24 protein-coding genes, 1 tRNA gene and 1 rRNA gene are annotated in these 24460 nt (G+C 37.0%); 13 read left to right on the top strand and 13 right to left on the bottom strand.

What is annotated here, in order from left to right; translation table 11 throughout:
• The 3 genes from HC728_RS12235 to HC728_RS12225 form a co-directional block, all read right to left on the bottom strand.
• Nucleotides 1–118: ribosomal RNA gene (locus HC728_RS12235) — 16S ribosomal RNA — on the bottom strand; the annotation flags it as partial.
• 446 nt (nucleotides 119–564) lie between these two features.
• Nucleotides 565–942: an AAA family ATPase gene (locus HC728_RS12230; protein ID WP_017018732.1), complete on the bottom strand. Its 378-nt coding sequence runs from the start codon at nucleotides 940–942 to the stop codon at nucleotides 565–567.
• Nucleotides 939–1871 carry a LysR family transcriptional regulator gene (locus tag HC728_RS12225; RefSeq protein WP_017018733.1) on the bottom strand — a complete coding sequence of 311 codons (933 nt, stop codon included), beginning with the start codon at nucleotides 1869–1871 and terminating at the stop codon, nucleotides 939–941. Before HC728_RS12225 ends, HC728_RS12230 begins: the two co-directional genes overlap by 4 nt.
• 121 nt (nucleotides 1872–1992) lie before the next feature.
• On the opposite strand from HC728_RS12225, the gene HC728_RS12220 reads away from it, so the two are divergent.
• The 3 genes from HC728_RS12220 (at nucleotide 1993) to HC728_RS12210 (ending at nucleotide 4644) form a co-directional block, all read left to right on the top strand.
• Nucleotides 1993–3189: a glycine C-acetyltransferase gene (locus HC728_RS12220; RefSeq protein ID WP_017018734.1), complete on the top strand. Its 1197-nt coding sequence runs from the start codon at nucleotides 1993–1995 to the stop codon at nucleotides 3187–3189.
• Nucleotides 3189–4220 (top strand): L-threonine 3-dehydrogenase, encoded by a 1032-nt coding sequence (tdh, locus tag HC728_RS12215; RefSeq protein ID WP_012534850.1) that lies wholly within the window; start codon nucleotides 3189–3191, stop codon nucleotides 4218–4220. Before HC728_RS12220 ends, tdh begins: the two co-directional genes overlap by 1 nt.
• Nucleotides 4221–4302: 82 nt before the next feature.
• Complete coding sequence (locus tag HC728_RS12210; RefSeq protein WP_017018735.1) at nucleotides 4303–4644, top strand: DOPA 4,5-dioxygenase family protein; 342 nt, start codon at nucleotides 4303–4305, stop codon at nucleotides 4642–4644.
• A 73-nt stretch (nucleotides 4645–4717) separates the two neighbouring features.
• Here the strand turns inward: HC728_RS12210 and HC728_RS12205 are convergent, their stop codons facing one another.
• From HC728_RS12205 to HC728_RS12190, 4 genes are all read right to left on the bottom strand, one after another.
• On the bottom strand, nucleotides 4718–5947 hold the full coding sequence (locus HC728_RS12205) for a hypothetical protein (protein WP_017018736.1): 1230 nt from the start codon (nucleotides 5945–5947) through the stop codon (nucleotides 4718–4720).
• Between the two features lie 195 nt (nucleotides 5948–6142).
• Nucleotides 6143–8473: a Lon protease family protein gene (locus HC728_RS12200; protein WP_012535061.1), complete on the bottom strand. Its 2331-nt coding sequence runs from the start codon at nucleotides 8471–8473 to the stop codon at nucleotides 6143–6145.
• A gap of 164 nt (nucleotides 8474–8637) precedes the next feature.
• A tRNA-Gly gene (locus HC728_RS12195) sits at nucleotides 8638–8712 on the bottom strand.
• Between the two features lie 151 nt (nucleotides 8713–8863).
• Nucleotides 8864–9061: an alternative ribosome-rescue factor A gene (locus HC728_RS12190; protein WP_005422500.1), complete on the bottom strand. Its 198-nt coding sequence runs from the start codon at nucleotides 9059–9061 to the stop codon at nucleotides 8864–8866.
• 282 nt (nucleotides 9062–9343) lie between these two features.
• On the opposite strand from HC728_RS12190, the gene pyrC reads away from it, so the two are divergent.
• A complete protein-coding gene (gene pyrC, locus HC728_RS12185; protein ID WP_190395538.1) occupies nucleotides 9344–10372 on the top strand; it encodes a dihydroorotase in 1029 nt (342 codons plus the stop codon).
• An 82-nt stretch (nucleotides 10373–10454) separates the two neighbouring features.
• Here the strand turns inward: pyrC and HC728_RS12180 are convergent, their stop codons facing one another.
• On the bottom strand, nucleotides 10455–11363 hold the full coding sequence (locus HC728_RS12180; protein WP_155654595.1) for an aldo/keto reductase family oxidoreductase: 909 nt from the start codon (nucleotides 11361–11363) through the stop codon (nucleotides 10455–10457).
• 252 nt (nucleotides 11364–11615) lie between these two features.
• Between HC728_RS12180 and HC728_RS12175 the strand changes: the two genes are divergently transcribed.
• Nucleotides 11616–11942, top strand: a complete 327-nt coding sequence (locus HC728_RS12175; RefSeq protein ID WP_005422487.1) for a hypothetical protein — start codon at nucleotides 11616–11618, stop codon at nucleotides 11940–11942.
• Nucleotides 11943–12029: 87 nt separating this feature from the next.
• Here HC728_RS12175 and HC728_RS12170 read toward each other — a convergent pair whose 3' ends face one another.
• Both HC728_RS12170 and HC728_RS12165 read right to left on the bottom strand, forming a co-directional pair.
• Entirely contained in the window at nucleotides 12030–12251 is a 222-nt protein-coding gene (locus tag HC728_RS12170) for a DUF3820 family protein (RefSeq protein ID WP_005422484.1), read from the bottom strand.
• Nucleotides 12241–12768 (bottom strand): NUDIX hydrolase, encoded by a 528-nt coding sequence (locus HC728_RS12165; RefSeq protein ID WP_005422477.1) that lies wholly within the window; start codon nucleotides 12766–12768, stop codon nucleotides 12241–12243. Before HC728_RS12165 ends, HC728_RS12170 begins: the two co-directional genes overlap by 11 nt.
• Nucleotides 12769–12963: 195 nt before the next feature.
• Here HC728_RS12165 and HC728_RS12160 point away from each other — a divergent pair, with 195 nt between their 5' ends.
• The 3 genes from HC728_RS12160 to HC728_RS12150 are packed head-to-tail and all read left to right on the top strand — an operon-like array spanning nucleotide 12964 to nucleotide 15177.
• Complete coding sequence (locus HC728_RS12160; protein ID WP_012534920.1) at nucleotides 12964–13419, top strand: cytochrome c; 456 nt, start codon at nucleotides 12964–12966, stop codon at nucleotides 13417–13419.
• A gap of 15 nt (nucleotides 13420–13434) precedes the next feature.
• Nucleotides 13435–14085, top strand: a complete 651-nt coding sequence (locus HC728_RS12155; RefSeq protein ID WP_190395537.1) for a cytochrome b/b6 domain-containing protein — start codon at nucleotides 13435–13437, stop codon at nucleotides 14083–14085.
• 18 nt (nucleotides 14086–14103) lie between these two features.
• On the top strand, nucleotides 14104–15177 hold the full coding sequence (locus HC728_RS12150; protein ID WP_005422474.1) for a mechanosensitive ion channel family protein: 1074 nt from the start codon (nucleotides 14104–14106) through the stop codon (nucleotides 15175–15177).
• A 71-nt stretch (nucleotides 15178–15248) separates the two neighbouring features.
• Here HC728_RS12150 and HC728_RS12145 read toward each other — a convergent pair whose 3' ends face one another.
• Nucleotides 15249–16613 (bottom strand): TrkH family potassium uptake protein, encoded by a 1365-nt coding sequence (locus HC728_RS12145; RefSeq protein ID WP_017020229.1) that lies wholly within the window; start codon nucleotides 16611–16613, stop codon nucleotides 15249–15251.
• Entirely contained in the window at nucleotides 16610–17272 is a 663-nt protein-coding gene (locus HC728_RS12140) for a TrkA family potassium uptake protein (RefSeq protein ID WP_017020230.1), read from the bottom strand. Before HC728_RS12140 ends, HC728_RS12145 begins: the two co-directional genes overlap by 4 nt.
• A 333-nt stretch (nucleotides 17273–17605) precedes the next feature.
• Between HC728_RS12140 and deoD the strand changes: the two genes are divergently transcribed.
• The 5 genes from deoD (at nucleotide 17606) to HC728_RS12115 (ending at nucleotide 24008) form a co-directional block, all read left to right on the top strand.
• Complete coding sequence (deoD, locus tag HC728_RS12135; RefSeq protein ID WP_005422471.1) at nucleotides 17606–18316, top strand: purine-nucleoside phosphorylase; 711 nt, start codon at nucleotides 17606–17608, stop codon at nucleotides 18314–18316.
• Nucleotides 18317–18373: 57 nt separating this feature from the next.
• Nucleotides 18374–19843, top strand: coding sequence for a lactate dehydrogenase (locus HC728_RS12130; protein WP_017020231.1), 1470 nt, complete (start codon nucleotides 18374–18376; stop codon nucleotides 19841–19843).
• Between the two features lie 8 nt (nucleotides 19844–19851).
• Complete coding sequence (locus tag HC728_RS12125; protein ID WP_012535380.1) at nucleotides 19852–20832, top strand: sugar-binding transcriptional regulator; 981 nt, start codon at nucleotides 19852–19854, stop codon at nucleotides 20830–20832.
• A 121-nt stretch (nucleotides 20833–20953) separates the two neighbouring features.
• Nucleotides 20954–22423 carry an ATP-dependent transcriptional regulator gene (locus HC728_RS12120; protein ID WP_065597355.1) on the top strand — a complete coding sequence of 490 codons (1470 nt, stop codon included), beginning with the start codon at nucleotides 20954–20956 and terminating at the stop codon, nucleotides 22421–22423.
• Nucleotide 22424: 1 nt separating this feature from the next.
• The gene (locus tag HC728_RS12115; RefSeq protein ID WP_065597356.1) at nucleotides 22425–24008 is read left to right on the top strand and encodes a GGDEF domain-containing protein; all 1584 of its coding nucleotides are present in this window, start codon (nucleotides 22425–22427) and stop codon (nucleotides 24006–24008) included.
• Nucleotides 24009–24075: 67 nt separating this feature from the next.
• On the opposite strand, the gene HC728_RS12110 is transcribed toward HC728_RS12115, so the two are convergent.
• A complete protein-coding gene (locus HC728_RS12110) occupies nucleotides 24076–24264 on the bottom strand; it encodes a hypothetical protein (protein WP_011263276.1) in 189 nt (62 codons plus the stop codon).
• Nucleotides 24265–24460 lie beyond the last annotated feature (196 nt).

Genomic DNA, 24460 nt, shown 5'->3' with positions numbered 1-24460 from the left:
CCGCCGCTCGACGCCCTTAACGTTCCCCGAAGGTTCAGTTAAGTCGTTTCCGCTCGACTTGCATGTGTTAGGCCTGCCGCCAGCGTTCAATCTGAGCCATGATCAAACTCTTCAATTAAAGTTTTTTTTGGTTTGTTTCAGCAGAAACAAAACCGACTCAATGATTAATACTGATTGTTACATAAATTAATTTGTGTATTCACTCAGTTCATTGATAGTTGCTCACTCAATAATGAGTAAAGCTATTGTGACTACCAATTCATAAGTGTCCACACAGATTGCTAAGGTCAAATTATTAAAGAGCTCAAAACTAAGCGTTGCTTAATTTTGCGTGAAGTGTCATTTAAATTACTAAAAGTAAGTTACAAGTAACTTTTTAAAACTCCGTTCGCGTCAATGTTTCACTTCTTGTTGAACCTCAACTCTTTCTAAGAAAGCTTTGCTGTGTCAACGGAAGCGAAGTATAGAGATTTCGATTTTTGTTGCAAGTATTTTTTTCAAAAAAACTTTCAAGCGTTCAAAAAACAAACATCTTGTTTTGAAAACCATCAATTCGAATGAAATTCACTCTTCCCATTCACGTTTCATCCGGTTTATCACTTCTTCTGGTACATTATGAATGCTTTTAAATTCCCCTTTGCAAACATCTATCTTAATCTTAGCACCAAACTTTTGTGCTATTTTTCTATAAACCTCTATCTCCCACTGTTTTACAAATGTATTTGCAACCACCACACTTCTATTATGGAAAAGATGGTATTCACACTGAGCTTGACACCATTGATGCGCAGAGCCTAATAACTTTCCATCAAAACAGTATTCTCCAGTTTCATTCATAAAAAACTGATCAGCTTCAATATGAATCAATCCCAAAGATTGAGCTAATGTTGTTTTACCACTGCCTGGTAACCCTCTTAGCAAACGCAACTCCAGACCTTTCATCGTTTTCGTTCACCTTGTGACGTCATCAAGTTTTCTTTTACAAATTCGGTAAATACTTTCAATCTCGATGGCATGTATTTATTTTGTGCGTACTGCATTGCAATAACACCGTGATAGTTTCCTTTAATTTGCCAATCCGATAAAACAGAGATGACTTCATTATTCGCTAATGCTTCTTTTATAACAAAGTCTGGGAAAATCCCAATACCAAAGCCATCCTTTACACCATTTAACCTCATTTGCGAATGATTCACGGCATACCTACCGCTTACTGCAATGACATGACTTTCTGTGCCTTTAACAAATTCCCAAATATGATCCGTTGTTGTTTCGCCTAAAAATAAGCAGTCATGATTGGCTAACTCTTGCGGAAGATGAGGAATCCCTCTCTCTTCTAAATAAGTAGGACTTGCACATAAGCTTAAATTAACCTTACCTATTTCTTTCATAACCAAGCCTTCCGTCGGCTTATCTGTCAACCTAAATACCACATCAATACCTTGAGCAATCATATCGATATCACCATCTGATGCTCTAAGTTTTAATTGAATCTTTGGGTATTTAGTTAAAAAAGGAGTAACCAACGGCTGAAGTACGATAGTTAAAAATGCTTTTGGGGCTGCAACAGTTAAACTTCCTGAAGGAACAGTATGCTCGGAACTCGATATATCAACAGCCTGTTGTGCCGCTTCAACCATGATGACTGATTGCTGATATATTTTTTTTCCTGATTCAGTGATCAGTAAACTACGAGTCGTTCGTTCAAACAACTTTACTGAAAGTGCATTCTCTAACCGAGTAATTAATTTACTCAATGCAGATGGAGTAACACCTAGCTTCTTTGCTGCAGCGGTAAAACTTCCTTCATTTACAACAACAATAAATGTCGCTAAATCCGGTAATAAAGTAATAAGTTTATTTGTGACCATGATTCACTAATGCTTTTCCATTTTTAGGGATAATAGTCGTAATTGATTTGAATTAGAATCTATTTATCGGATTTTGATTACACTTTTACGTGCAACAAACATAACTAAAAAAGGAACCGCAATGTCTTCTGCATTCTACACACAGATTCAAAACCAAATTGAAGAAGTAAAAAACGAAGGTTTATATAAATCAGAACGTATTATTACTTCAGCTCAAAAAGCATCAGTTTCTATTTCTACTGGCCAAGAAGTACTAAATTTCTGTGCAAATAACTACTTAGGTTTAGCTAACCACCCTGCTCTTATTGAAGCAGCAAAAGATGGAATGGATGAGCATGGCTTTGGTATGGCATCAGTTCGTTTTATTTGTGGTACTCAAGATTCACATAAAGAATTAGAACAAAAGCTATCTACTTTCTTAGGTAAAGAAGACACCATTCTTTACACATCATGTTTTGATGCAAATGCTGGTTTGTTTGAAACCATTCTAGGCGCAGAAGATGCGATTATCTCAGATGCACTAAACCACGCATCAATCATTGATGGTGTGCGTCTATGTAAAGCAATGCGTTTTCGCTACGCAAACAACAACATGGCTGAATTAGAAGAACAACTAATTGCAGCAAAAGAAGCTGGCGCTCGTCATACGCTTATCGTAACTGACGGTGTATTCTCAATGGATGGTGTTGTAGCTAACCTTCCTGCTATCTGTGATTTAGCAGATAAATACGACGCACTGGTAATGGTTGACGATTCTCACGCTGTTGGCTTCATGGGCAACAATGGTGCAGGTACTCATGAGCATCACGATGTAATCGACCGTATTGATATCATCACGGGTACGCTAGGTAAAGCTATGGGTGGAGCTTCAGGTGGTTATACATCTGGTAAAAAAGAAGTGATTGACTGGTTACGTCAACGCTCTCGTCCTTACCTATTCTCAAACTCTGTTGCTCCAGCGATTGTGTCTGCTTCTATCCGTGTTTTAGATCTTTTGGCTGAATCGGGTGACTTACGTTCTAAATTATGGGAAAACTCAGCGCATTTCCGTACTCGTATGGAAGCAGCAGGCTTTACTATGGGCGGTGCTGATCACGCGATTATTCCAATCATGCTTGGTGATGCCAAAGTCGCTGTTGAGTTTGCAGAACGTGCTCTAGAAAAAGGGATTTATGTTATTGCATTCTCTTTCCCAGTCGTACCAAAAGGCCAAGCTCGTATTCGTACACAAATGTCTGCTGCTCATACTCGTGAACAGCTAGATCGTGCAATTGATGCCTTTATCGAAGTAGGTAAAGACATGGAGATCATTAAATAATGAAAATTAAAGCGCTTTCAAAATTAAAACCTGAAGAAGGGATCTGGCTAACTGAGGTGGAAAAACCTGAGATGGGTCATAACGATCTTCTTATCCGTATTAAAAAGACAGCTATCTGTGGTACCGATGTACATATTTACAACTGGGATGAATGGTCACAAAAAACCATTCCAGTTCCAATGGTTGTGGGTCATGAATATGTAGGTGAAGTTGTTGGTATTGGCCAAGAAGTTCGTGGTTTTGAAATTGGTGATCGCGTATCAGGTGAAGGTCACATTACGTGTGGTCACTGTCGTAACTGTCGTGGCGGCCGTACTCACCTTTGTCGTAATACAACTGGCGTAGGTGTAAACCGTACTGGTGCTTTTTCTGAATACCTAGTTATCCCTGCTTTCAATGCATTTAAGATCCCTGCTGGTATTTCTGATGACTTAGCATCAATCTTTGACCCATTTGGTAATGCCGTTCACACTGCCCTATCATTTGATTTAGTGGGTGAAGATGTGCTTATCACTGGTGCAGGTCCAATTGGTATCATGGCTGCAGCTGTAGCAAAACATGTTGGAGCTCGTCACGTTGTAATTACTGATGTGAACGAATACCGTCTAGATCTTGCGAAGAAAATGGGCGTAACTCGTGCAGTAAACGTAATGAACGAGAAGCTTGAAGATGTGATGTCTGATCTTGGTATGACAGAAGGCTTTGATGTTGGTTTGGAAATGTCTGGTAATCCATCAGCATTTAATAGCATGCTAACTAACATGAACCATGGCGGTAAAATATCACTTCTAGGCATTCCACCATCAGATATGACTGTTGATTGGAACCAAGTGATCTTTAAAGGCTTAGTTATCAAAGGCATTTACGGCCGTGAAATGTTTGAAACTTGGTATAAGATGGCAAGCTTAATTCAGTCAGGTTTAGATCTAACTCCAATTATCACGCACCACTACAAAATTGATGACTTCCAAAAAGGCTTCGATATGATGCGCTCTGGTATGTCTGGTAAAGTCATTCTAGATTGGGAATAATCATTCTCATTTAAAATGAACTATAATAAGGCTAAACTTCGGTTTGGCCTTTTTTATTTTCATTTTTAGAGAACGATTACACATGCCGCAACTAGATATCCATGGTTATCATATCCATGTTTACTTTGACCAGAGTAATATTGACTATGCCATCGCATTAACCGAAAGCGTACATAAAGAGTATGGTTACGAATTAGGGCGCATTAATAAAAAACCAGTAGGACCGCATCCAGTATGGAGTCGTCAAGTTTCATTTAAACAAGAAAATTATGATGTAGTACTTGCGTATTTAACTCAGCATCAAAATGGATTAAGTATTCTTATTCACCCATTAACAGATGATGAATATCTTGACCACACTCAATCAGCTGTTTGGCTTGGAACACCTCTTAAGCTTGATATCAGCATATTCACAAAAAAGTAAAAAATAAAGCTCCTTTCGTTTAAGACAAAACTAAGGAGCTTCTATTTATTAAGTTATATCTAATTAAGATTGATTAACTCGTTTGATATAAATTAAATTCTTTCGTTAATTTATAATCTGACCATGATTCATTTTCAATTACTTCAATAAATGCTTGTTTCGCGGCAATGAAAGCTTGTTTTTCAGTCATTGAATTAGTCGAAAATGTTTTAAATTTATAACTGTTTCTTGGTGTCTGACCAATAATACCTTTAAAAATGGTCTCATTATCCGTCTTCTTAACCACCACACCAACGACGCCTGATGAAGGATGAGCAATTTTAAAATACTTACCTTTTGCTGATTCTTCTTTTCTTTCGGTTTTAAAATTAGCCCAATTATAATTCGCTTTCATTAAGGCAACTTTTCTTAAAACATGTGTAGGGTGAGTACAAGCCTTAAACTTGTCTAACTTAATTACTGTACCGATTTTTGTATGTTCTTTCTTTACAGTAAAAGATGATTTATCTTCTGCTTCAATCATTTGAATTTGTTTTGGTTTTCTTTTAAATTCAAACCACGTTTTATCAAACTCTTTTCTACAACCGTCCATTGATTTCTGAACGAGTTGATCCGCAATATTACGCATTGCAAATTTTGATAATGGAACGGTCACCAACTTCTTACTTGGCTTAAATTTCTTTATATCCGCGTCTTTGGTTTGTAGAAAAGCATCAATCTCTTTTCCTATCGCATTCAAATCAGACAAGAACAATGCTAAATCATCAAAATTTAAACTGTATAAGCTACGCGAGAAGTTATGTGAACGATAACAACGTTTACTTTCATGACGTTCAAAATGGCTATTAATGTAAGGCGTTCCATTTACCATAGACACTTTTAATTGAATATTTGGATGTAATCCTTCATAAACAGACTTAGCAGTAAACGTCTTTGTTTTTCGTGCATCATCTGCCGTTTCATATTCATTTTGTTCTACAAGTTCAGCGATAGACCATGCTGCTTCAATAATAGCCTCAGAACGAGCTTCTAAGTCGTCATCTTCGTTATCGAAGTCAGCATAATAAGCTTTACTGTAATAAGGCTGTCCCTTACGAGCAAATCGTACCTGTGCAAACTCCATTCTTCTGCGTTTAGTCGATTGACCACTATTCCAGTTAATACCGATAGGAACCCAATATTCCGTTCCATCAATATCGATTGGCTTAACTCGCAGCAATAAGTTCTCTTCTATATATGTCTTTTTTCCTCGAACCAACAGAAAAGAGCCTAAATCAAGATTAGGAGAGAGAGGGTGATACATAAAATCCTCATTACATTAATTGAAAACAAGATGCATGACTAACCAATGACTATTGTGTTAGAAAAGCCATTAACTATATTGTTATTCATACCGTTCATTATATCACCGTCTGAACTATAATTTCAATTTACAAATAACATATAAAAAAAATGTACAGAACACACCTGTACATTTTTATAATATTTTTAACAATGACTATGCTAGTTTTTGTTTAATTAAATCATAAACACCTGTTTGTTCATTATTTTCTAGTTGCATTCCAGTAAATAATGCAACAGCTTCACTTACGTGCTTCACCGGCCAAATTGAAAATTCTCCTTTCTCAATTGCTTGAACAATTTCAGCGCTCAGCATTAAATTTTGAACATTTGATTCAGGAATGATTACCCCTTGGTTTTTATTAAGCCCTTTAATTTTACAAACTTCATAAAACCCCTCAATTTTTTCGTTTACCCCACCTATTGGTTGTGCCTCACCAAATTGATTCATAGAACCAGTAATTGCTAAATCTTGTCGAGCAGCAATATCAGAATAGGCAGAAATAATGGAACAAAATTCAGCCATTGATGCACTATCTCCATCAACACCACCATAGGATTGTTCAAACGTAATATAGGTTTTCAATGGTATTGCTTTATTTTTACCAAACAATGAAGCTAAATAAGCACTTAATATGAATACACCTTTAGAGTGAATACTCCCACCTAGTTCAACTTTTCTCTCAATATCAAATACTTCACCTTTACCAAATGAAGTCGTTGCGGTGATGCGGTTTGGCATACCAAACTGATGGTTAGACGTACTTAATACAGACAACGCATTAATCTGCCCTATCACAGAACCTTCAGTTTGTATTAATGTCGTGCCATTTTTAAAACTTTGCATAACGCCATCTTGAACACGATTAACTCGGTGTTCTTTATTGGAAAGCGCCTGTTCTACATGTTTTAAACGGATCATATTTGAGTTTGCCGCTCTTGCTATGTAGTTAGTCTCTTTCAATAAATTCGAGATATCTTCTGAGTGTAAGGACAATCTATTTTGATCACCCGATTGACGTGAACTGTATTCAATAATTCGTTCAATTGCTCTCTTATCACATTGAAGTAACTTACCATCTTGCACAATACTCGAAATAAACTGAGCGTAGTGGAATTCTGATACCGCCGTTCTTGGCATATCGTCTTCAAAATCGGCCGTGACTTTAAACAGTTCACTAAACTCTGAATCGTAATGTTGTAGTAACTGGTACGTTTGATGGTCACCAAATAGAATAATTTTCACATTGAGTGGAATAGGCTCTGGTTCCAACGAAACGGTTCCAGACAATGTCACTTCTTTCTCAAGTGAGCTTAAATTTAAATTTTGCGCTCGTAGTGCTCGCTTCAAACCATCCCATACGTAAGGTCGTTCCAGCACTTTCACCGCATCCATTAATAAAACACCGCCATTTGCTTTATGCAAACTGCCAGGACGAATCAATGAAAAATCAGTAAAAACCGTTCCTTTATAAGTCGCGTTTTCAATATAACCAAATAGATTATGATAACTTGGACTTTCTTCAACGATTAATGGAAATTGCTCATTATCTTGATTTACTAATAAATTAATTTGATATCGACGTGGTAGCTTTTTCTCTAAAGATGCATAAGCCAGCTCGGTCTCTTCGTTACCTTCTTGAATAAAGATATCAAAATTCTCAATGATGTCTTTTTCCATATCCTTTAAATGCTGGATAATGACTTTTGATTCTTTGTATTTGGTTTTGATCGCCTCAAAGTTCACCGTGAGTACTTGAGAAATAACATCCTCATTCAGCTTTTCAATCTTCGCTGAATATTTATCTTCCCACTCAGTTAATTGACGAACCAAACTACGAAGTTTAATTTCAAGCTCATCAATGGATGACTCTAGGCTTCGCTGTTCTTGTCTATCTAATGCCTCAAAGGTTTCTTCTGTATGTAATTCCTCACCATTTAAAGCAATAAATTGATATTCACCTTGTGTTGTTACAGCAAGGCTAACCCCTTTCCCTTTTGCTTCTTTAGTTAAAGTAGCAAGTAAAGATTCTTGTTGATCTGTTAACTGATTTTTTAATGTGCCAGTTCGGGTGTAATACAGCTCATTATCAAACGCCAATGGAATAGCTTTTACTAATTTCTGCGTGATTTTTTCAATTTCTTTTTTAAATTCGGCCCCTGTACCCATAGGCAATTTAAGCACTTTTGGTCGACGAGTATCATCAAAATTAGTAACGTAGCACCAATCATACATTCCATTGCCGACTGGTTTATGGCGTTTCAAATAACGCAGTACCATGGTTCTTTTACCTAAACCATTTTGACCAACTGCATAAATATTATAACCACGGTCAGGAATTGACATCGCAAACTCAACCGCTTGTTGCGCTCTGTCTTGCCCTACAATTTCATCAATTGGTGTAATGTTTTTGGTTGATTTACATAGCTCATCATCCAGCTCAGCTGAACGGTATGCTAATTTGTAAGAGAGAGGTGAAGTAGACATAAGGCGACCTCTTAATTTCAGTGATTTTCATCAGTATAGATAGAAAATGAACTAGATTTAGTGATCGACTCTTAAATATTTGAAAAAGAAACAATTTTAAAATTTGTGTAAATTACAGGCATAAAAAAAGCTCTCGTTAATGCGAGAGCTTTTTTTATGGAATTTGGAGCGTACAGCGGGAATCGAACCCGCATCATCAGCTTGGAAGGCTGAGGTAATAGCCATTATACGATGTACGCACATCGTTGGAACGAGATAGATAATGCCATACTGAGCGCAGAGGTAAAGCACTTTTTTACACTTAACTCATTGATTGATGGTTCTTTAACCTCATCGACTAAAAAAACACAATATTGATCACAAAAAAAGCCCTATTCAAACTCAACATTCTTATGCTGCTTTTGAATAGGGCTCTTTACCTCCTCTCCCTTTTCGTGAATAGCTGCCCTTTCCTTTTTTCGCTTTTACTATTCGAGTTCTAAATAATTGGCTGGTTACGACAGCTTTTAATGCATTATCTTTAATTTGGCCTCTACCATGCTCAAGTTCATCAGTGGCAGCTAACCGTACTTTAGTTTTACTTTTCATAAAACATCCTCTATTTGTATAAAAACACAGCGATTGTGTCTATTTTAAAGGCTTTCGTCAATAATATTCCTTAGCAGGCACTGCAACTTAACCAGTAAACATTTTTAAAACGGAAAGTAACCTATTCATTTTTACTTACGTATTATTACGTCTTCTTTGTTGTAAATTATAACTTTTTCTATCGTTCTCTGTTATTTTGCTTTAGAATCCTACCGCCTAAGCAAACGATTAACTTCATTAATTTAGGCTCCTTAATTATTCTTTTACTGGTGGGAGCAGCAAATGACAACTTTAACAATTACTCGTCCTGATGATTGGCATTTACACTTACGTGATGGTGATGTGTTAACTGACACAGTTCGTGACTCTAGTCGTTACAACGGCAGAGCTTTAATCATGCCAAACCTTGTACCACCTGTAACAACTACCGAACAAGCATTAAGTTACCGTGAACGCATTCAGGCTGAAAACAAATCTGATTCTTTCGCTCCTCTTATGTCTTTGTACCTAACAGAGAAAACAACATCGGAAGAGATCCGAAAAGCGAAAGCTACTGGGCATATCGTGGCAGCAAAACTGTATCCTGCTGGTGCTACAACAAACTCAGATTCTGGTGTAAGTGACATTAAAAAGGTTTACCCTATTCTAAAAACCATGCAAGAAGAAGGTATGCTTTTACTTATTCATGGTGAAGTAACAACTCATGATGTTGATATCTTCGATCGTGAAAAAACTTTCCTTGATACAGTTTTAGCGCCTATCGTTAATGACTTCCCTGAGCTAAAAATTGTACTTGAGCACATCACAACTAAAGATGCGGCTGATTTTGTTAAAAATGCAGGCCCAAATGTTGCCGCAACCATTACAGCGCATCACTTATTGTTTAACCGTAACCACATGTTAGTTGGTGGTATTAAACCTCACTTCTACTGCTTACCAATTTTAAAACGCAATACACACCAACAAGCTCTAGTGGAAGCTGCAACAAGCGGTAATCCTAAATTCTTCTTAGGTACTGATTCAGCACCTCATGCAAAAGACAAAAAAGAAGCGGCTTGTGGTTGTGCTGGTTCATATACTGCACACGCTTCAATCGAGCTTTATGCAGAAGTATTTGAAAACGAAGGCAAGCTAGAAAACTTAGAAGCATTCGCAAGCTTTAATGGTCCAGATTTTTATAACCTACCTCGTAACACTGACACAATAACGCTTGTAAAAGAAGCGTGGATTGCACCAGAGACAATGGCATTTGGAAATGACTTTGTTGTGCCAATTCGTGCTGGTGAAGCTGTTGAGTGGCTAGTAAAATAAGCCATAGATAAAACAAGCTAACAATAAAAATGGGATGCCAAGTTACATCCCATTTTTGTTTCTTACTTAATCACGGAAATCTCTATGGCACGCCGTGACCTTTTGATTCAACCCACACTCGATACCATTGCTCACGGGTAAGTTCTATATTCATTGCATCAACAGCCGCTTGCACACGCTCAATTTTACCTGAGCCAATGATAGGTAATGGATTTGATGGCAATTTACGCACCCAAGCATAAATCACCTGATCGATACTTTGTGCTCCAACCTCTTCTTTTAACTCTTCAAGCACATTACGAACACGTACAGCTTGCTCTGATTGTCCAGAGAAAATCTCACCACCCGCTAAACATGACCATGCCATTGGTTTAATACGATTCATCTGTAATTGATCAAGCGTGCCATCGTGTGCAACTTCAAAATTAAGTGGATTAATCTCAACTTGATTAGTCACTAATGGTTTATCTAAACGAGATTGGAGCAGTTCGAAATGACTTGGTGTAAAGTTAGACACACCAAAATGTTTAACCTTGCCCTCTTTCTGCAGTTGATTAAACGTATCAGCTACTTCATCAGCGTTCATTAATACATCCAATCGGTGAATTAATAGCACATCAATTTCAGTTATATTTAAACGTTCTAATGAATTATTTACCGAGTTTAGAATATGTTCTTTTGACGTATCGTAATGGTTAATCTTTCTGGTAGGAAAATCAGGAGTACATAAATTAATATCGCATTTTGTCACGATTTCTATGCTATCGCGCAATGATGGTTCTAGTGCTAACGCTTCACCGAATAAAGACTCACATTGGTATCCACCATAAATGTCAGCATGGTCAACAGTCGTGATCCCAAGTTCAATATGCTGTTTTAAAAAACTCAATCTTTCTTGCGGAGTCATTCCCCAATCCCCAAGACGCCAATACCCTTGAACAAGTTCTGAAAATTGCGGTCCTTGTGGTGCGATTGTCGTTTTATTAATCATATTATTCTCTACCGTATACTAAATTTATTAACGCTATACATAGTATGTAGCAACAGAAAATTTGCAGTGATGGAAGTCGAATTATCAACATACTGAGTTAATAACTTCATCAATAAATTAAATTTATATCGATTGGCAAAATGTCTGAACGACTTTTTTTAAACCAAAATCAATTTATTAATGATAAAGATTGCACTCAATGTACGCTATCCGTAAAATCCACCCGTAATTAAGAATAAGGTCAATAACATAATGAAAAAACACTTTTTTTACGCCTTATTAATGGGGCTAACTTCTTCTTACGCTTTTGCGGATATCGTTGCGACACCAGAGAATGAAGATATCTGTAAGCAAAAATATGTTAAAGCAGTGTTTGACCAACAAGTCCAATACAGCAACCCTCAGAATGATCCACAAGTACGTAGAACCGCTGAACGTCATATTGATCGCTCTCGTGAGGTCTATGATGAAACAAATAGCTTTTGTTCTGCACTAAGCTACTTATTGAATGATGCTCCCCAAGAAGAACTAACAGAAGATTTTCAACGAGCAAAAAAAGGTGAATCTCAATTCAAATAACCATTTAGACAATGATCTATTGAGGCTATGATTGAAATCTAGAGGTTCAATTAACAAACATCATTATGTTAATTGAACCATCTAAAGTTAACGACGATATTTTAATGGTCGAATAACTTCATCAAGCCCTTCGATTTTCATCGCTAGACTTAAAGCCATTAACTCACCCAACTCTCCTTTTGGAAAGCCGTCTTTACGCTCAAACCATAATAAATATTCTTCAGGTAAATCGATTAACACTCTTCCTGAATACTTTCCAAATGGCATGGTCACTTGAGTAAGTTTAATGATTTGTTCTTTATTCAGCATTCAAGCACTCTTTAGCAATCAAATGCAAAAGAAACGTTTCTCGCTCAATACTCATTCCTTTTTTGTCACTATTTGAAATAATGTCTTCGTTATGAGCAATCGCTTCATGGATATTAATCCATACAGGTTTCATACCATTTCTAATTTCGTAACTTTCATAGTTAGTTTCACCTAACTCTCTATCACATTCACAGGTATAACAATAAGAAATCATATGCAGCACATTACACTCATGCTTATACCAAGGGCGAAATTCTTCGTACATACCGAATGGTTCGATATTTGAGATATTTTTTGCCCCTGTCTCTTCTTCGATCTCTCTAACTAAACCAGCAATAACATCTTCGCCTTCATCTAATCCACCACCAGGTAATGAATAATCTTGATAACGCTCAGTATATAAAAGAAGGATCTCTTCGCCTTTTAAAATAATTCCGCGAGTTGCATTACGATGAAGAATTTTATGGTTATCTAAACGCTCTAAATCTGGATGCGTTGTAATATTTAAAATTCGCATAAAAAACTGATAAACCTAATCTGAAAAATACAGTGTCATTATACGCAATTTGTTTTCAGATGCAGCTAACAATTAATTTCTACCCAATGAGACAATGTAAAGATTATGTAAATGTCGTGATATCCATCTACTTCTTTTATGCATCATTTTATATAATAACTGTGAAAAATAATTACAATTCAAGGACAGCTCAATATGAAAAAATTTCAATCACTGGTTATTGCATCATCACTTTTAGCATCAACCTCAGTTTTTGCGCATACTTTTAATGAAGCAGACAAAGCCATTGCATACCGTCAAGCTGCATTCACAATGATTGCAGGTAACGTTAGTGAAATGGGTGATATGGTCAAAGGAAAGGCTGATTGGAGTGATGCAATTTTTGCCAAAAGAGCAAATCAACTGTCACAATTATCACTTATGCCACTTGATGCTTTCTATGTTGAGGGATCGGATAAAGGAAAAACCAACGCGCTTCCTAAAGTATGGACTAACTTCCCTGATTTTGAAGCTCGTTTAGCTCAATTCCAAGAAGACGCAGCAGCACTGGCAGAAATTTCAGATAAAGGTGACAAAGCGGCGATTCGTAAAGCTTTTGGAAAAACAGTGAAAAACTGTAAAGCTTGCCACTCTGATTACAAAGCACGTTAAGCTGGAGACTAACACGTGAAAATTTGGGATAGTTTTGTCCGAATTTACCACTGGAGCCAAGTCGTTGTACTTGGCTCTTTATGGTATACCGCTGAAGAAGGGCTAATGGAGTTACATTTCACTTTAGCTTATCTTTTAATGGCCCTACTCTTAACAAGAATCCTTTGGGGCTTTATAGGAAGTGATACGGCTCGATTTTCTCACTTTCTAGGCTCTCCACAAACTGTTATTACCTATCTGAAAACCTCACATACCAATGGTTTACACTACTCAAAAGGCCATAATCCTGCAGGTGGTTACATGGTACTTGCACTATTGCTTCTATTATTAGTGCAATTAGTGACAGGGTTATTTAGCAATGATGATATTCTTTCTGAAGGTCCATTAGCTTATCTTGTTAGCTATGATACAAGTGGCTTTCTTACTAGGATCCATCACCTAAATTTTGATTTAATATTAGGTTTTACTGCTGTTCATGTAATTGCGGTTATCTTATATCGATTAAAAGGCGTTAATTTAATACTTCCTATGTTTACAGGAAAAGTAGATTTAGATGGAACAGAACCAAAAATGAAACATCCGTTTAAGGCTTGGATCATTTTTGCTGTCATATCTGTGTTTATCTACTTTATTTGGGCAGATGAAGTGATAAGCTACCTCTTTTAAAATAAAAGAGAACTTTCAATGACACGCTTCCTTGATTGGTGGAATACATTTTTAGAGTTTAAAGATCACGATTGGGCACAAAATATCATCGTGATCACTCTATTTAGTGCATTTCTTTGGCTATCTTGGCGAATAATCATTAAACGCCTTCATCACATTGCAGCAAAAACTCAACTACCTTGGGACGATGCTGTCATTACCGCTATCTCCGCTCCTGTAACTCTTGTTATTTGGCTTTGGCCTGCGACGGCATCGCTTAAGATTTTACTGTCAACTCAGACTCACTTTAGCTCGACATGGCTTCCTGAGTTACAAGTATTTATTTTAATATGGGGTTTTATTTGGTCTGCATTAAGGTTAACAAGCTTAATTGAAAAACAGTTTTTAACGAACCCTAAACATGATGAAACCACCGTTTTAGCTCTTGGTAAAGTTGTCCGCCTTATTTTTATCACCCTAGGCGTACTCTCTTTAATGCAAGGAGTTGGACTGAGTTTATCAGGTCTACTTACCTTTGGTGGTGTTGGTGGTTTAGTCGTCGGTCTAGCTGCTAAAGATCTTCTCTCGAATTTCTTCGGTGGGATGATGATTTATTTTGACCGCCCATTCAAAGTTGGAGATTGGATTCGCTCTCCTGATCGTTCTTTAGAAGGAACGGTTGAAAGAATTGGTTGGCGTATGACGGTAATAAGAACCTTTGATAAGCGCCCTCTTTATGTTCCTAACTCAGTATTTAGCAATATTGTCGTAGAAAACCCATCACGCATGCTTAATCGTCGAATTAAAGAGGATATTGGCATTAGATATGATGATATTCATAGCATTGAGCGCATTGTTGATGAAATAAAAACGATGTTACAAGAGCATAATGATATCGATAGTAACCAGACTCTCATCGTGAACTTTAACGGTTTTGGTCCTTCGTCTTTAGACTTATTAGTTTATACCTTTACTAAAACAGTCAATTGGATTGAATACCATAAAGTAAAACAAGACGTACTGATCAAAATTGGGGATATTATTGCTCAAAATAATGCTGAAATAGCCTTCCCTACACAAACTCTAAAAGTTGAACAGATCCCTTCTGAATAAAAATACGATCTGAAAAACATAAAAAAGGCATACGCTATTTTGTATGCCTTTTCTTTTATGGATTGGTATTATTAACCCGTCAATACATTCTCTTCAGGATATTTCACCCTCGACACTTCAGGTCTTGCAAGCATGTACGCTAAAGTTAAGGGACCGATACGACCTATAATCATAACGATGACCATAATGAACTTGCCCGGTTCAGATAACTCTGCAGTTAAGCCCGCAGTTAACCCCACAGTAGCAAAGGCAGAAATAACCTCAAACATGACTTTATCAAACCCTGCTTTTTCAGTAAGCATTAGCGAAAACATAGCTATTGATAATAGTGAACCACTGACAACGATAATAGCTAACGATTTAGTTACTATTGGCCAACCAATGGTTCTCTTAAACATCACCACATTTTTCTTTTGACGTAAAAATGTCCATGTAGCGACTGCGGCAACAGTAATTGTTGACACTTTTAAACCACCACCAGTCGATGTTGAACCTGCACCAATCAACATCAATATGATCATAATTAACAAGGCTGGTTGAGTGAACTGAGTTAAATCAACACTATTAAAACCTGCCGTTCGAGCACTTGCCGATTGAAAAAATGCAGCTAACCATTTATCACCACTGGATAATGCACCAAATGTATTAGGGTTTTGATACTCTAAAATATAAAAGAACAATGTCCCAACTAATAACAAGGTTGGCGTTGCAACTAACATTATCTTAGTGTGTAACTGTAAACGTTTAAACCCTTTTGAGCCATTCTTAACCAAATCAACAATGACTGTAAAACCTAAACCACCACCTATGAACAGTAACGATAGCGTAAAAATAACAAGCGGATCACCGACATAGCCCATTAAGCTATCAGAGAAAAGTGAAAAACCAGCATTATTAAACGCAGAGATAGAATGAAACGCTGCATAAAATAGACCTTTCGTGATTCCAAATTCAGGTACCCATCGAAAGGAAAGAACAACCATTCCAATAAATTCAGCAATTAAAGCAAAACAAATTATACCTTTGATTAGCTTCCTTAAATTCACTTTCTTTTCTTGTCCTAATGCTTCTTTTGCTAAGGCTTGCTGACGTAAGCTCAACCTTAAACCGAATATATACAGTAGAACAGCAGACAAGGTCATTTGACCTAATCCACCAATCTGCATTAAAAACATTAAAACAATTTTTCCACTGATAGTGAAATGCGACCCCGTATCAACGACCCCTAAGCCTGTCACACTAATAGCAGATGTCGCGGTAAATAAGGCATCCATAAAACTCAAACCTGATACCGAAAAAACAGGTAAAGTTAAAAGCAATGCAGAGGGCAATAAAATAGCCAAGAACGATGAAAGGATTATCTTTGGCTCAGACCACCCTTTCGATTCATGATTATGTTTAAGAGGATATAATCCTCTCTTAGGTAAGTAACTCATAGCGTTCTAATTTTTTTAGCTAATTGAACTTCTGGCCCAACGATAATTAGAATATCGCCAATCTCTAATTCTTTACTCCAATCAGGTACAGTCTCGACTTCAGGACCACGTTTTATCGCAATAACTTTTACATCAGACATTTGACAGAAATCCAATTGCCCTAATGACTTACCCATATTTTGGCCACCAATAACAATCTCAGTCATAGCCAGCCCACTACCGAGTTCATGGAATTCAAACACACGTCTGTCTAGCATTTTACGTGCAACCCGAATCCCCATATCTCGCTCTGGCATAATAATATGGTCTGCCCCAATTTTGGTTAAGATTTTGGCATGAAACTTATCATTGGCCTTAACCCAAACAGTCTTAACACCAGCTTCTTTCAATACTAAGGTGGTTAATATACTGGCATTAATATCTGAACCAATTGCAACCATAACCATGTCATAGTCATCAAGTTTAAGCTCTGCAACTGTCTCTTCACTTGCACAGTTAGCAACAATAGCAGTAGAAACAAAGTCCATTGCCTTCTTAACACGCTCTTCATTTATATCAATGGCTAAAACCTGAGAGCCATACTGGTGCAACTCTTCGCACACCGTAAGTCCAAAGCGACCTAATCCAATTACTGCATATTGTTTATTTTCTGCTTTCATCAATTTACTCACTTTACTATTAATGACACTAAAGGGAATTACCCTTAAAGAGCATCATCCTCCTCGAACGCCATAAGTTCAATCTAATTAAGGATCGGTTATAAGAAAACCATTCCAAGTATTAAAACTAAGATAGCCTAAAAGAATGCGATTGCCCCTTAAGTTTCAACAAAATTAGTTATCAATTATGGAAATAATGTAGAATCAGGTGGAAAATGTGACACCAATCTCATGACACCTTAAAATATAGGCCTAAAATAGCCACATATCGAACAGGAATGTTCAACAATTTTAGTTACACTCAATTTTTATTTGTAAACTGGAGACCTTATTATGGCTACCCCACACATTAATGCTCAAGCTGGTGATTTCGCAGAAACAGTTCTAATGCCTGGCGACCCTCTTCGTGCAAAATTCATTGCTGAAAACTTCCTAGAAGATGTAAAGCAAGTATGTGACGTACGTAATATGTTCGGTTACACAGGTACTTACAAAGGTAAAAAAGTATCTGTAATGGGCCACGGTATGGGTATCCCTTCATGTTGTATCTATGTTCACGAGCTAATCGCTGAATATGGTGTTAAAAACGTAATTCGTGTAGGTAGCTGCGGTGCCGTACATGATGACGTGAAACTGATGGATGTTGTTATCGGTATGGGCGCATCAACTGACTCTAAAGTTAACCGTATCCGCTTTAATAATCATGACTTCGCTGCAATTGCTGATTTTGGTCTACTAGAAACTGCTGTTGGTCAAGCTCGTGAGCTTAATGTTCCCGTTAAAGTTGGTAATGTTTTCTCTGCTGACCTTTTCTACTCGCCAGAAGCTGATCTGTTCGACAAAATGGAAAAATTAGGCATCCTTGGTGTTGATATGGAAGCGGCAGGCATTTATGGTGTGGCAGCTGACCTAGGAGCAAAAGCACTGACTATCCTTACTGTTTCTGATCACATCAAACGTGGTGAGAAATTAAGCTCTGAAGACCGTCAAAAATCATTTAATGACATGATGACAGTTGCATTAGAAACTGCAATTAAACTGTAATCAGATGTTTGCGCCAGTCATCAATACTGGCGCCATAAAATCTATAAGGGGAGTCTAGTGCCGACTGAAAAACTGCCGTTGGCTGCTAAAGGGTTACAACTCAATTTTTGTAAAACATTGGCGTGTGACAATTTTGGTGATAGCGATGAACAACATTATTTAGTTCAACGTACGAACCCTAAGCGACCTGCATTAGTTTGCCGGAAATGTGGTGCTTTTCCTCCCTTAATCAATAACCAAGAGGTATTGAACGAACTTGCACGTCAACAACAAGTTCAATCACACTCCTTGCCCTCTTGCAATAATTCAGAATGCGAACATTTTGGTTTCGATGTATTAACCCATCGTGAGCTATATCATGCATTTGGTTACAGTGGTGATAGACAACGTTATCGCTGCAAATCTTGTGCGTCTACCTTTGTAGATAAATGGTCTGGTGAAAATCAAAAGAGTCTTATTCAACAAAAGCTTTTAGGTTTTTTATTTACGGGTTATTCCGTTCGTGAAATTTGCCGACGTTTACATATAAATCCTAAAACCTTTTACGATCATATCAATCAAATTGCCAGTCGTTGCCGCCGTCATATGTCACTATTTGACTCAAGGCTTCAGCATGATAGAACAAGTATTCAACTTGCCTCTAATTCCACCCCATTGCAACCGCTGAGCAATAATGGCGTGTTTTGGTATGCCAGCGCAGAAGTAAACTCTGGATATGTCATTGCACAACATATCAATTACTCGGAAACCGATGAACCCGGTACTTTGTTGGATCACGACCCTTTCCAAGAAAACGCACAATATTTATCAAATACATTTGTTAATGAAGCCAATTCACAACCAGCCATTGGCTCAAAATCCATTTTCAAACGTGTTGATCATAAATATCAAGAAATTTTAGCGCGTGCGAACGTTGAAGATCCGCTGGGTAATTACGTCTCTCTCAATTACCCTTCTAAAGGAGCGATAATTCGTCCTCCTTATACTTCGCATGCGCATTTTTTAGAAATTCAAAAAGCATTCTCGCATTGTGATTCTATTGAAATCTATATGCCTCAAGAACCGATGCTTCGTTCTGCTGCAATGTCTATATTTTTAAAGCGCATTAAACAAAATAGTATTGATCTTCTTTATGTTACTCAAGATGCAGCATTCCCTACTGAAGAGAGTGGTGAAAAAATCGATATACATCTAGTTGGTTGGTGGCGTGATCGCTGGGCATTTACCGAAATCAACGGACAGCATAAAGGTATATGTCACTTAAATGGTGCAGAACATAATGAGGCGTATTGGCTAAAACGAGCATCAGCGACCGTTGCTAATGAATATCAAACTCGTTTCTATAACCAATTTACCAATTTAGTTAATGAACCAAGACGTAAACTACGCCCTGCAAGCCTACTTCCTCTATTAGATATTTTTAGAGCTTGGCATAATTTATGTCATCAAGATAAACTAGGCATAACTCCGGCACAAAAGTTAGGGTTAATCTCAAAACCAATTACACTTGCAGAATTATTAAGTTAGGACAAGTTATGACGATGTCACCCTCTCAAGATCAAACTGAAAATACAGATATGTTGACTGAAATTGCGATTCTTTATTATCAAGAAGGCGCAACTCAGGAAGAGATATCAAAAAAGTTTGGTTTATCTCGAGCGAAAGTTGGTCGCATGCTAAGAAAGGCGCGAGAAGAAGGAATCGTTGAAATAACAGTGAAATTCCATCCGGTATACAGTGTGCAACTTGAGCAAAAACTGGTTGAAAAATTTAACTTAAAACGTGCTTTGATCTCTTTAGATCAACCTAATACCAATGAACAACGAAAACAAGTAGCCGCTCTTGTAAGCTCATATCTTAACAATAACTTACAGGAAGGTATGGCCGTTGCGGTTGGTCAAGGCCAAAATGTTGCTGCGGTTGCAGATCACGCCGGTATTGTCTCCCATCGTAATGCTCGCTTCGTTTCAGCTATTGGTGGTACACATCGCAGTGGTGACATCATTAATGCTGATCATATTTGCCGTCGTTTAGCGAAAAAATACGGAGGCAGCAGTGAAACCCTTTACGCTCCGGCTTATGTAAATGACCCAAACCTACGCTCCGCTTTTATGGAGCATACCACCATTAAAGAAACGCTAAATCAAGCCCGTAAAGCTGAATTTGCATTAGTGGGTATTGGCGATATGGATGAAAATAGCCATATGGTTAAACTCGGATTCTTCACACCTAAAGAATTCGTTGAAGCCCGATTAAATGATGGCATCGTTGGTGATATTGGCGGTTTTGATTTCTTCAAACTTGATGGCACTGATGCAGACACGCTTATGCGAGGTCGTGTTATTGGTCTTGAAATGGAAGACCTACGCCAAATTCCAAATGTTGTCGCAATGGCAAGTGAAAGTCGTAAAGCTTTATCCATTATGGGCGCATTACGTACTGGAGTTATCGATGTACTTGCAACCAGCGTTAGCTGTGCAATGGCTTTATTAAATTTAGCGGAAAATGAAGACTAACCCACACTTATTTTTCTTCGCAACATAACATACCGTAGCACGATCGCAGTTCTATAATTTAGTTCGTGACATCAATATATTAGCAAGATTATATTGATGTCATGAAGTAAGGAATACCACTGTGAACCAATCAAAAAAAACCATTATTTCCGCTCTTAAACTTTTAGAGTCACAATTAGAATCTTGTATAGATAACGCCGATAAAATTAAATCTGATGCGGAAGCGTTATTAGTTCGTGCAGAACAAATACACTTCAAATATGGCGAAGCTTATTCAAAACTGATCATCTCTTTAGCGTACTGGCATTTGATGCAATACCCTATTGGTTTCAAAATTGCCCGTGAATTACTGCATATGCATCAAGAGCTTGAAGATGATGATCTCTTACCTAAGATTCTACATGTTTTGGCATCTCATGCGTGGGGCCAAGCCAAACTGTTTAGTGCACAACAATTCTGGATTCAAGCACTAGAACAAGCCTCGCTGCTTGGTGACAATGAGATAGAAATTGAAGCACTTATTGGATTAGGGAATATTTGGCGCATGACAAATAACCTTAATGACGCTAACTTTGCTCATAACATTGCCGCACAAAGAGCTAAATTTTACCGGATCCCTCATCTCGAAGCTAAGGCCTATATATTACAAGCGTGGGATTACTACCTGCTTGGTAACTATCAAGAGATGTTACCTATTCTAATAAAATCAGAAGAATTACTTGTTCATCATTCCAACTTAACATGGAAAGCTGAAATTTATGATTTTAGAGGCTTAGCATTTCTTGGTTTAAACGATTTGAGTTTGGCTCAACAAAGCTGCAGCTACGCCTACCAACTAGCTCAACAACATCAATTAACTTGGATGATGGCACACTCTTCTATTAGCTTAGCAAGAGTCGCTTCGGCTCAATCTCATTACCTGCCAGCCTATGAATTATTAACCGAAGCAGAGTTGATTGCTGAGCAATTTGATAAAGGAGAGTTACGCTCTCAAATTTGTCTAGAGCAATCTCGAATTGCTGAGTTAACTAACGATTATGAACATGCACTTTATTCTTATAAACGTTATCGACAATATGAAATTGCTTTATTACAAGAACAATCCAATAGTTTAGGCCGCGATAAATCTAATACATCAAAGGAGCAACTTGATTCTAGAGCAAGAAAACTAATTAATAGGATCCAATTGCAATTAGAATTAAATAGCATATCTGCTCTCATATATTTGCAGCCTTTTAATAAATGGTCACAGCATTTATCTTCTGTTTATAATTCTAATAATCTTAAGAATCATCATGTTATTAGTATCATTGAAAACTCTGAAGAAAAGCTCGATACCATAACAAGCCTTATTCACCACTACTGTAAACATGGTGATTTACTAACACGTAAAGGTGATAACGAAGTGCTATTACTGCTTAATGACTCAAAAGAAAAATGTGACGATATTTGTCGCTCTTTAAGCTCACTTTTTACCACTTACCCATGGCAACGTTACTCTTTTGAGGCATCTTCTCCAACGATTAACTATTTCACAATTACGGAATATTTTGAGACGGTGCGGCCACCTCAAACACCAATGGAAATATGATATGGACAGTCTTTTAAATCGAATAGCTGAAAATAACATTAATTTATTAGAGCTAAATACACACCAATGCCTAGAGTTTTGGTTATATATTGTAGACAACTTCGCTGAAACAAAAACCGAAAAAGCATATGCTCTGTTAATGAGTTCTGAGTATGAAGTCGAATTCAATAACCTGGCAAACAGCATCCAACATTTGCATCGTGCTTTGTTACTGTTAGACCCATCCAAAGACATCGAATTAATGCTACAAATATATTCAGCATTAAGTTATCGTTATACTGATATTGGACAATACCAAAAAGCCTTAAAATACCTTCATTCGCTTTCTGAACTCGCCGTAGAATATGGTGATAATGAGTTTTATATACAAGCTATTTTGGGGATCGGAAATCTATGCTCTATTTATGGCGATCATTTGAAGGCACTGCGCTATTACCAAAAGTTAGAAGCGTTAAGCAACAGTATTAATAGCAATAATCTCTCGCTTCGTTACCGGCTTTACATGATTGCTTGTCTTCTCGATTTAAAAAGGCTTTCCAAAGCTAAAGAGCTTCTCGATGAGTGTTATGCTTTAAAATACGTTTCTGATGATCCCCAATTAACAGCGCAAGTATTGCTTTATTCTGCAAAATTATTGCGTCTTAAAAATTATCCTGAAACCGCACTTAACCTACTAATACAATATCGACAAGAGTATAGCGACCAACACTCTTTTCCTTGGTTAAATAAATTATTTGCTGTTGAATCAGCCTACTGTCTTATTAAGCAACAGCGTGGAGAAATTGCGGATGTGATCATTTCACATCAATTAAAGCGAACAATAAAATACTCTTATGGTTACTATATTCGCCAATTACTTGAAGTGAAAAGCGATGCTCTGGCAAGTTGTAAACACTTTGCTCTTGCGCTTGAATGTGAAAAAAAAGCACAGCAATTAACTGTAGAAATAATTAAAAATTTCCCGATTAATGAGCTTGGTGGTCACTCTTTAAGACGATTAACTCGATTAGAACTTCAATTACGCTTAAATATTTCTGAAACTGAAAACTTAAAATTAAAAAAAGTATCTGACCAACAAAAAGATACAGTAGCCAAATTACAACAAGACGTATTTCATGACAGTTTAACTAAGCTATACAATCGTCGATGGTTTGAATCTACCTTTATAAAAGAGATATTACCAACGGTTAAACACTATCAGTTATTGGTTATTGATATCGATGATTTTAAATCAATAAATGATGAATATTCCCACTTAAAAGGCGATATTGTATTAAAACTAGTCGGTAAGATTTTACAAAACTCGGTTTCATCTTCGCATTATACACTACGATATGGCGGTGAAGAGTTTCTTATTATTATTCCTTCTAGCGACCTTGAACATGGGAAAAAAATCGCCGAAAAATGCCGTTCAGAAATTGCAAATTACGACTGGCAAGAAACACTTAATGATCGCTCTATTACCGTGAGTATCGGGTTAACACGAAATAGAAATAAAGAAGATCATAAAGCTACGTTTCTTCGAGCAGACAAAGCACTTTATCAAGCAAAACGCTCAGGGAAAAATAAGGTATGCTCTTATTAAGCAATAACCTTTATTCAGATATAAAAAAAGCTAGCGCATCTGCTAGCTTTTTCCTTTCATCTATATCTTAACGATAAAGACCTAAATCTTTTTGTAAGTGCTCTGATAATTCAGATGTATATTGTGCAGATACAGTTTGATCTTTACCAAACAAAACATCCACAAGATGAGCAATCAATCCTTTGATACTTACTGAATAGGCCTTCTTTTGTGAAGAAGTAGCGATGTTATTAACGTTCATTGCTGCTTGTGCCATGATTGCCTCACTTAAATTAATCAATTTCAATGAGCGCATAATAAAGCTTAATTTACTGGTCAAAAAATGACTTTTTCTTCAATGTAATATTAGTTTTTCTAATGTAAAAATTACAGCAATCAATAGTTAAAGTTAGCGCATATAAATGTGGAATTAATGCGAACCAATGAATAAAAAATCAAATTAACATAATTTA

Source organism: Aliivibrio sp. S10_S31, assembly GCF_014694495.1.
Taxonomy (GTDB): Bacteria; Pseudomonadota; Gammaproteobacteria; order Enterobacterales; family Vibrionaceae; genus Aliivibrio; species Aliivibrio fischeri.
This window is presented reverse-complemented; position numbering and strand designations above follow the sequence as displayed.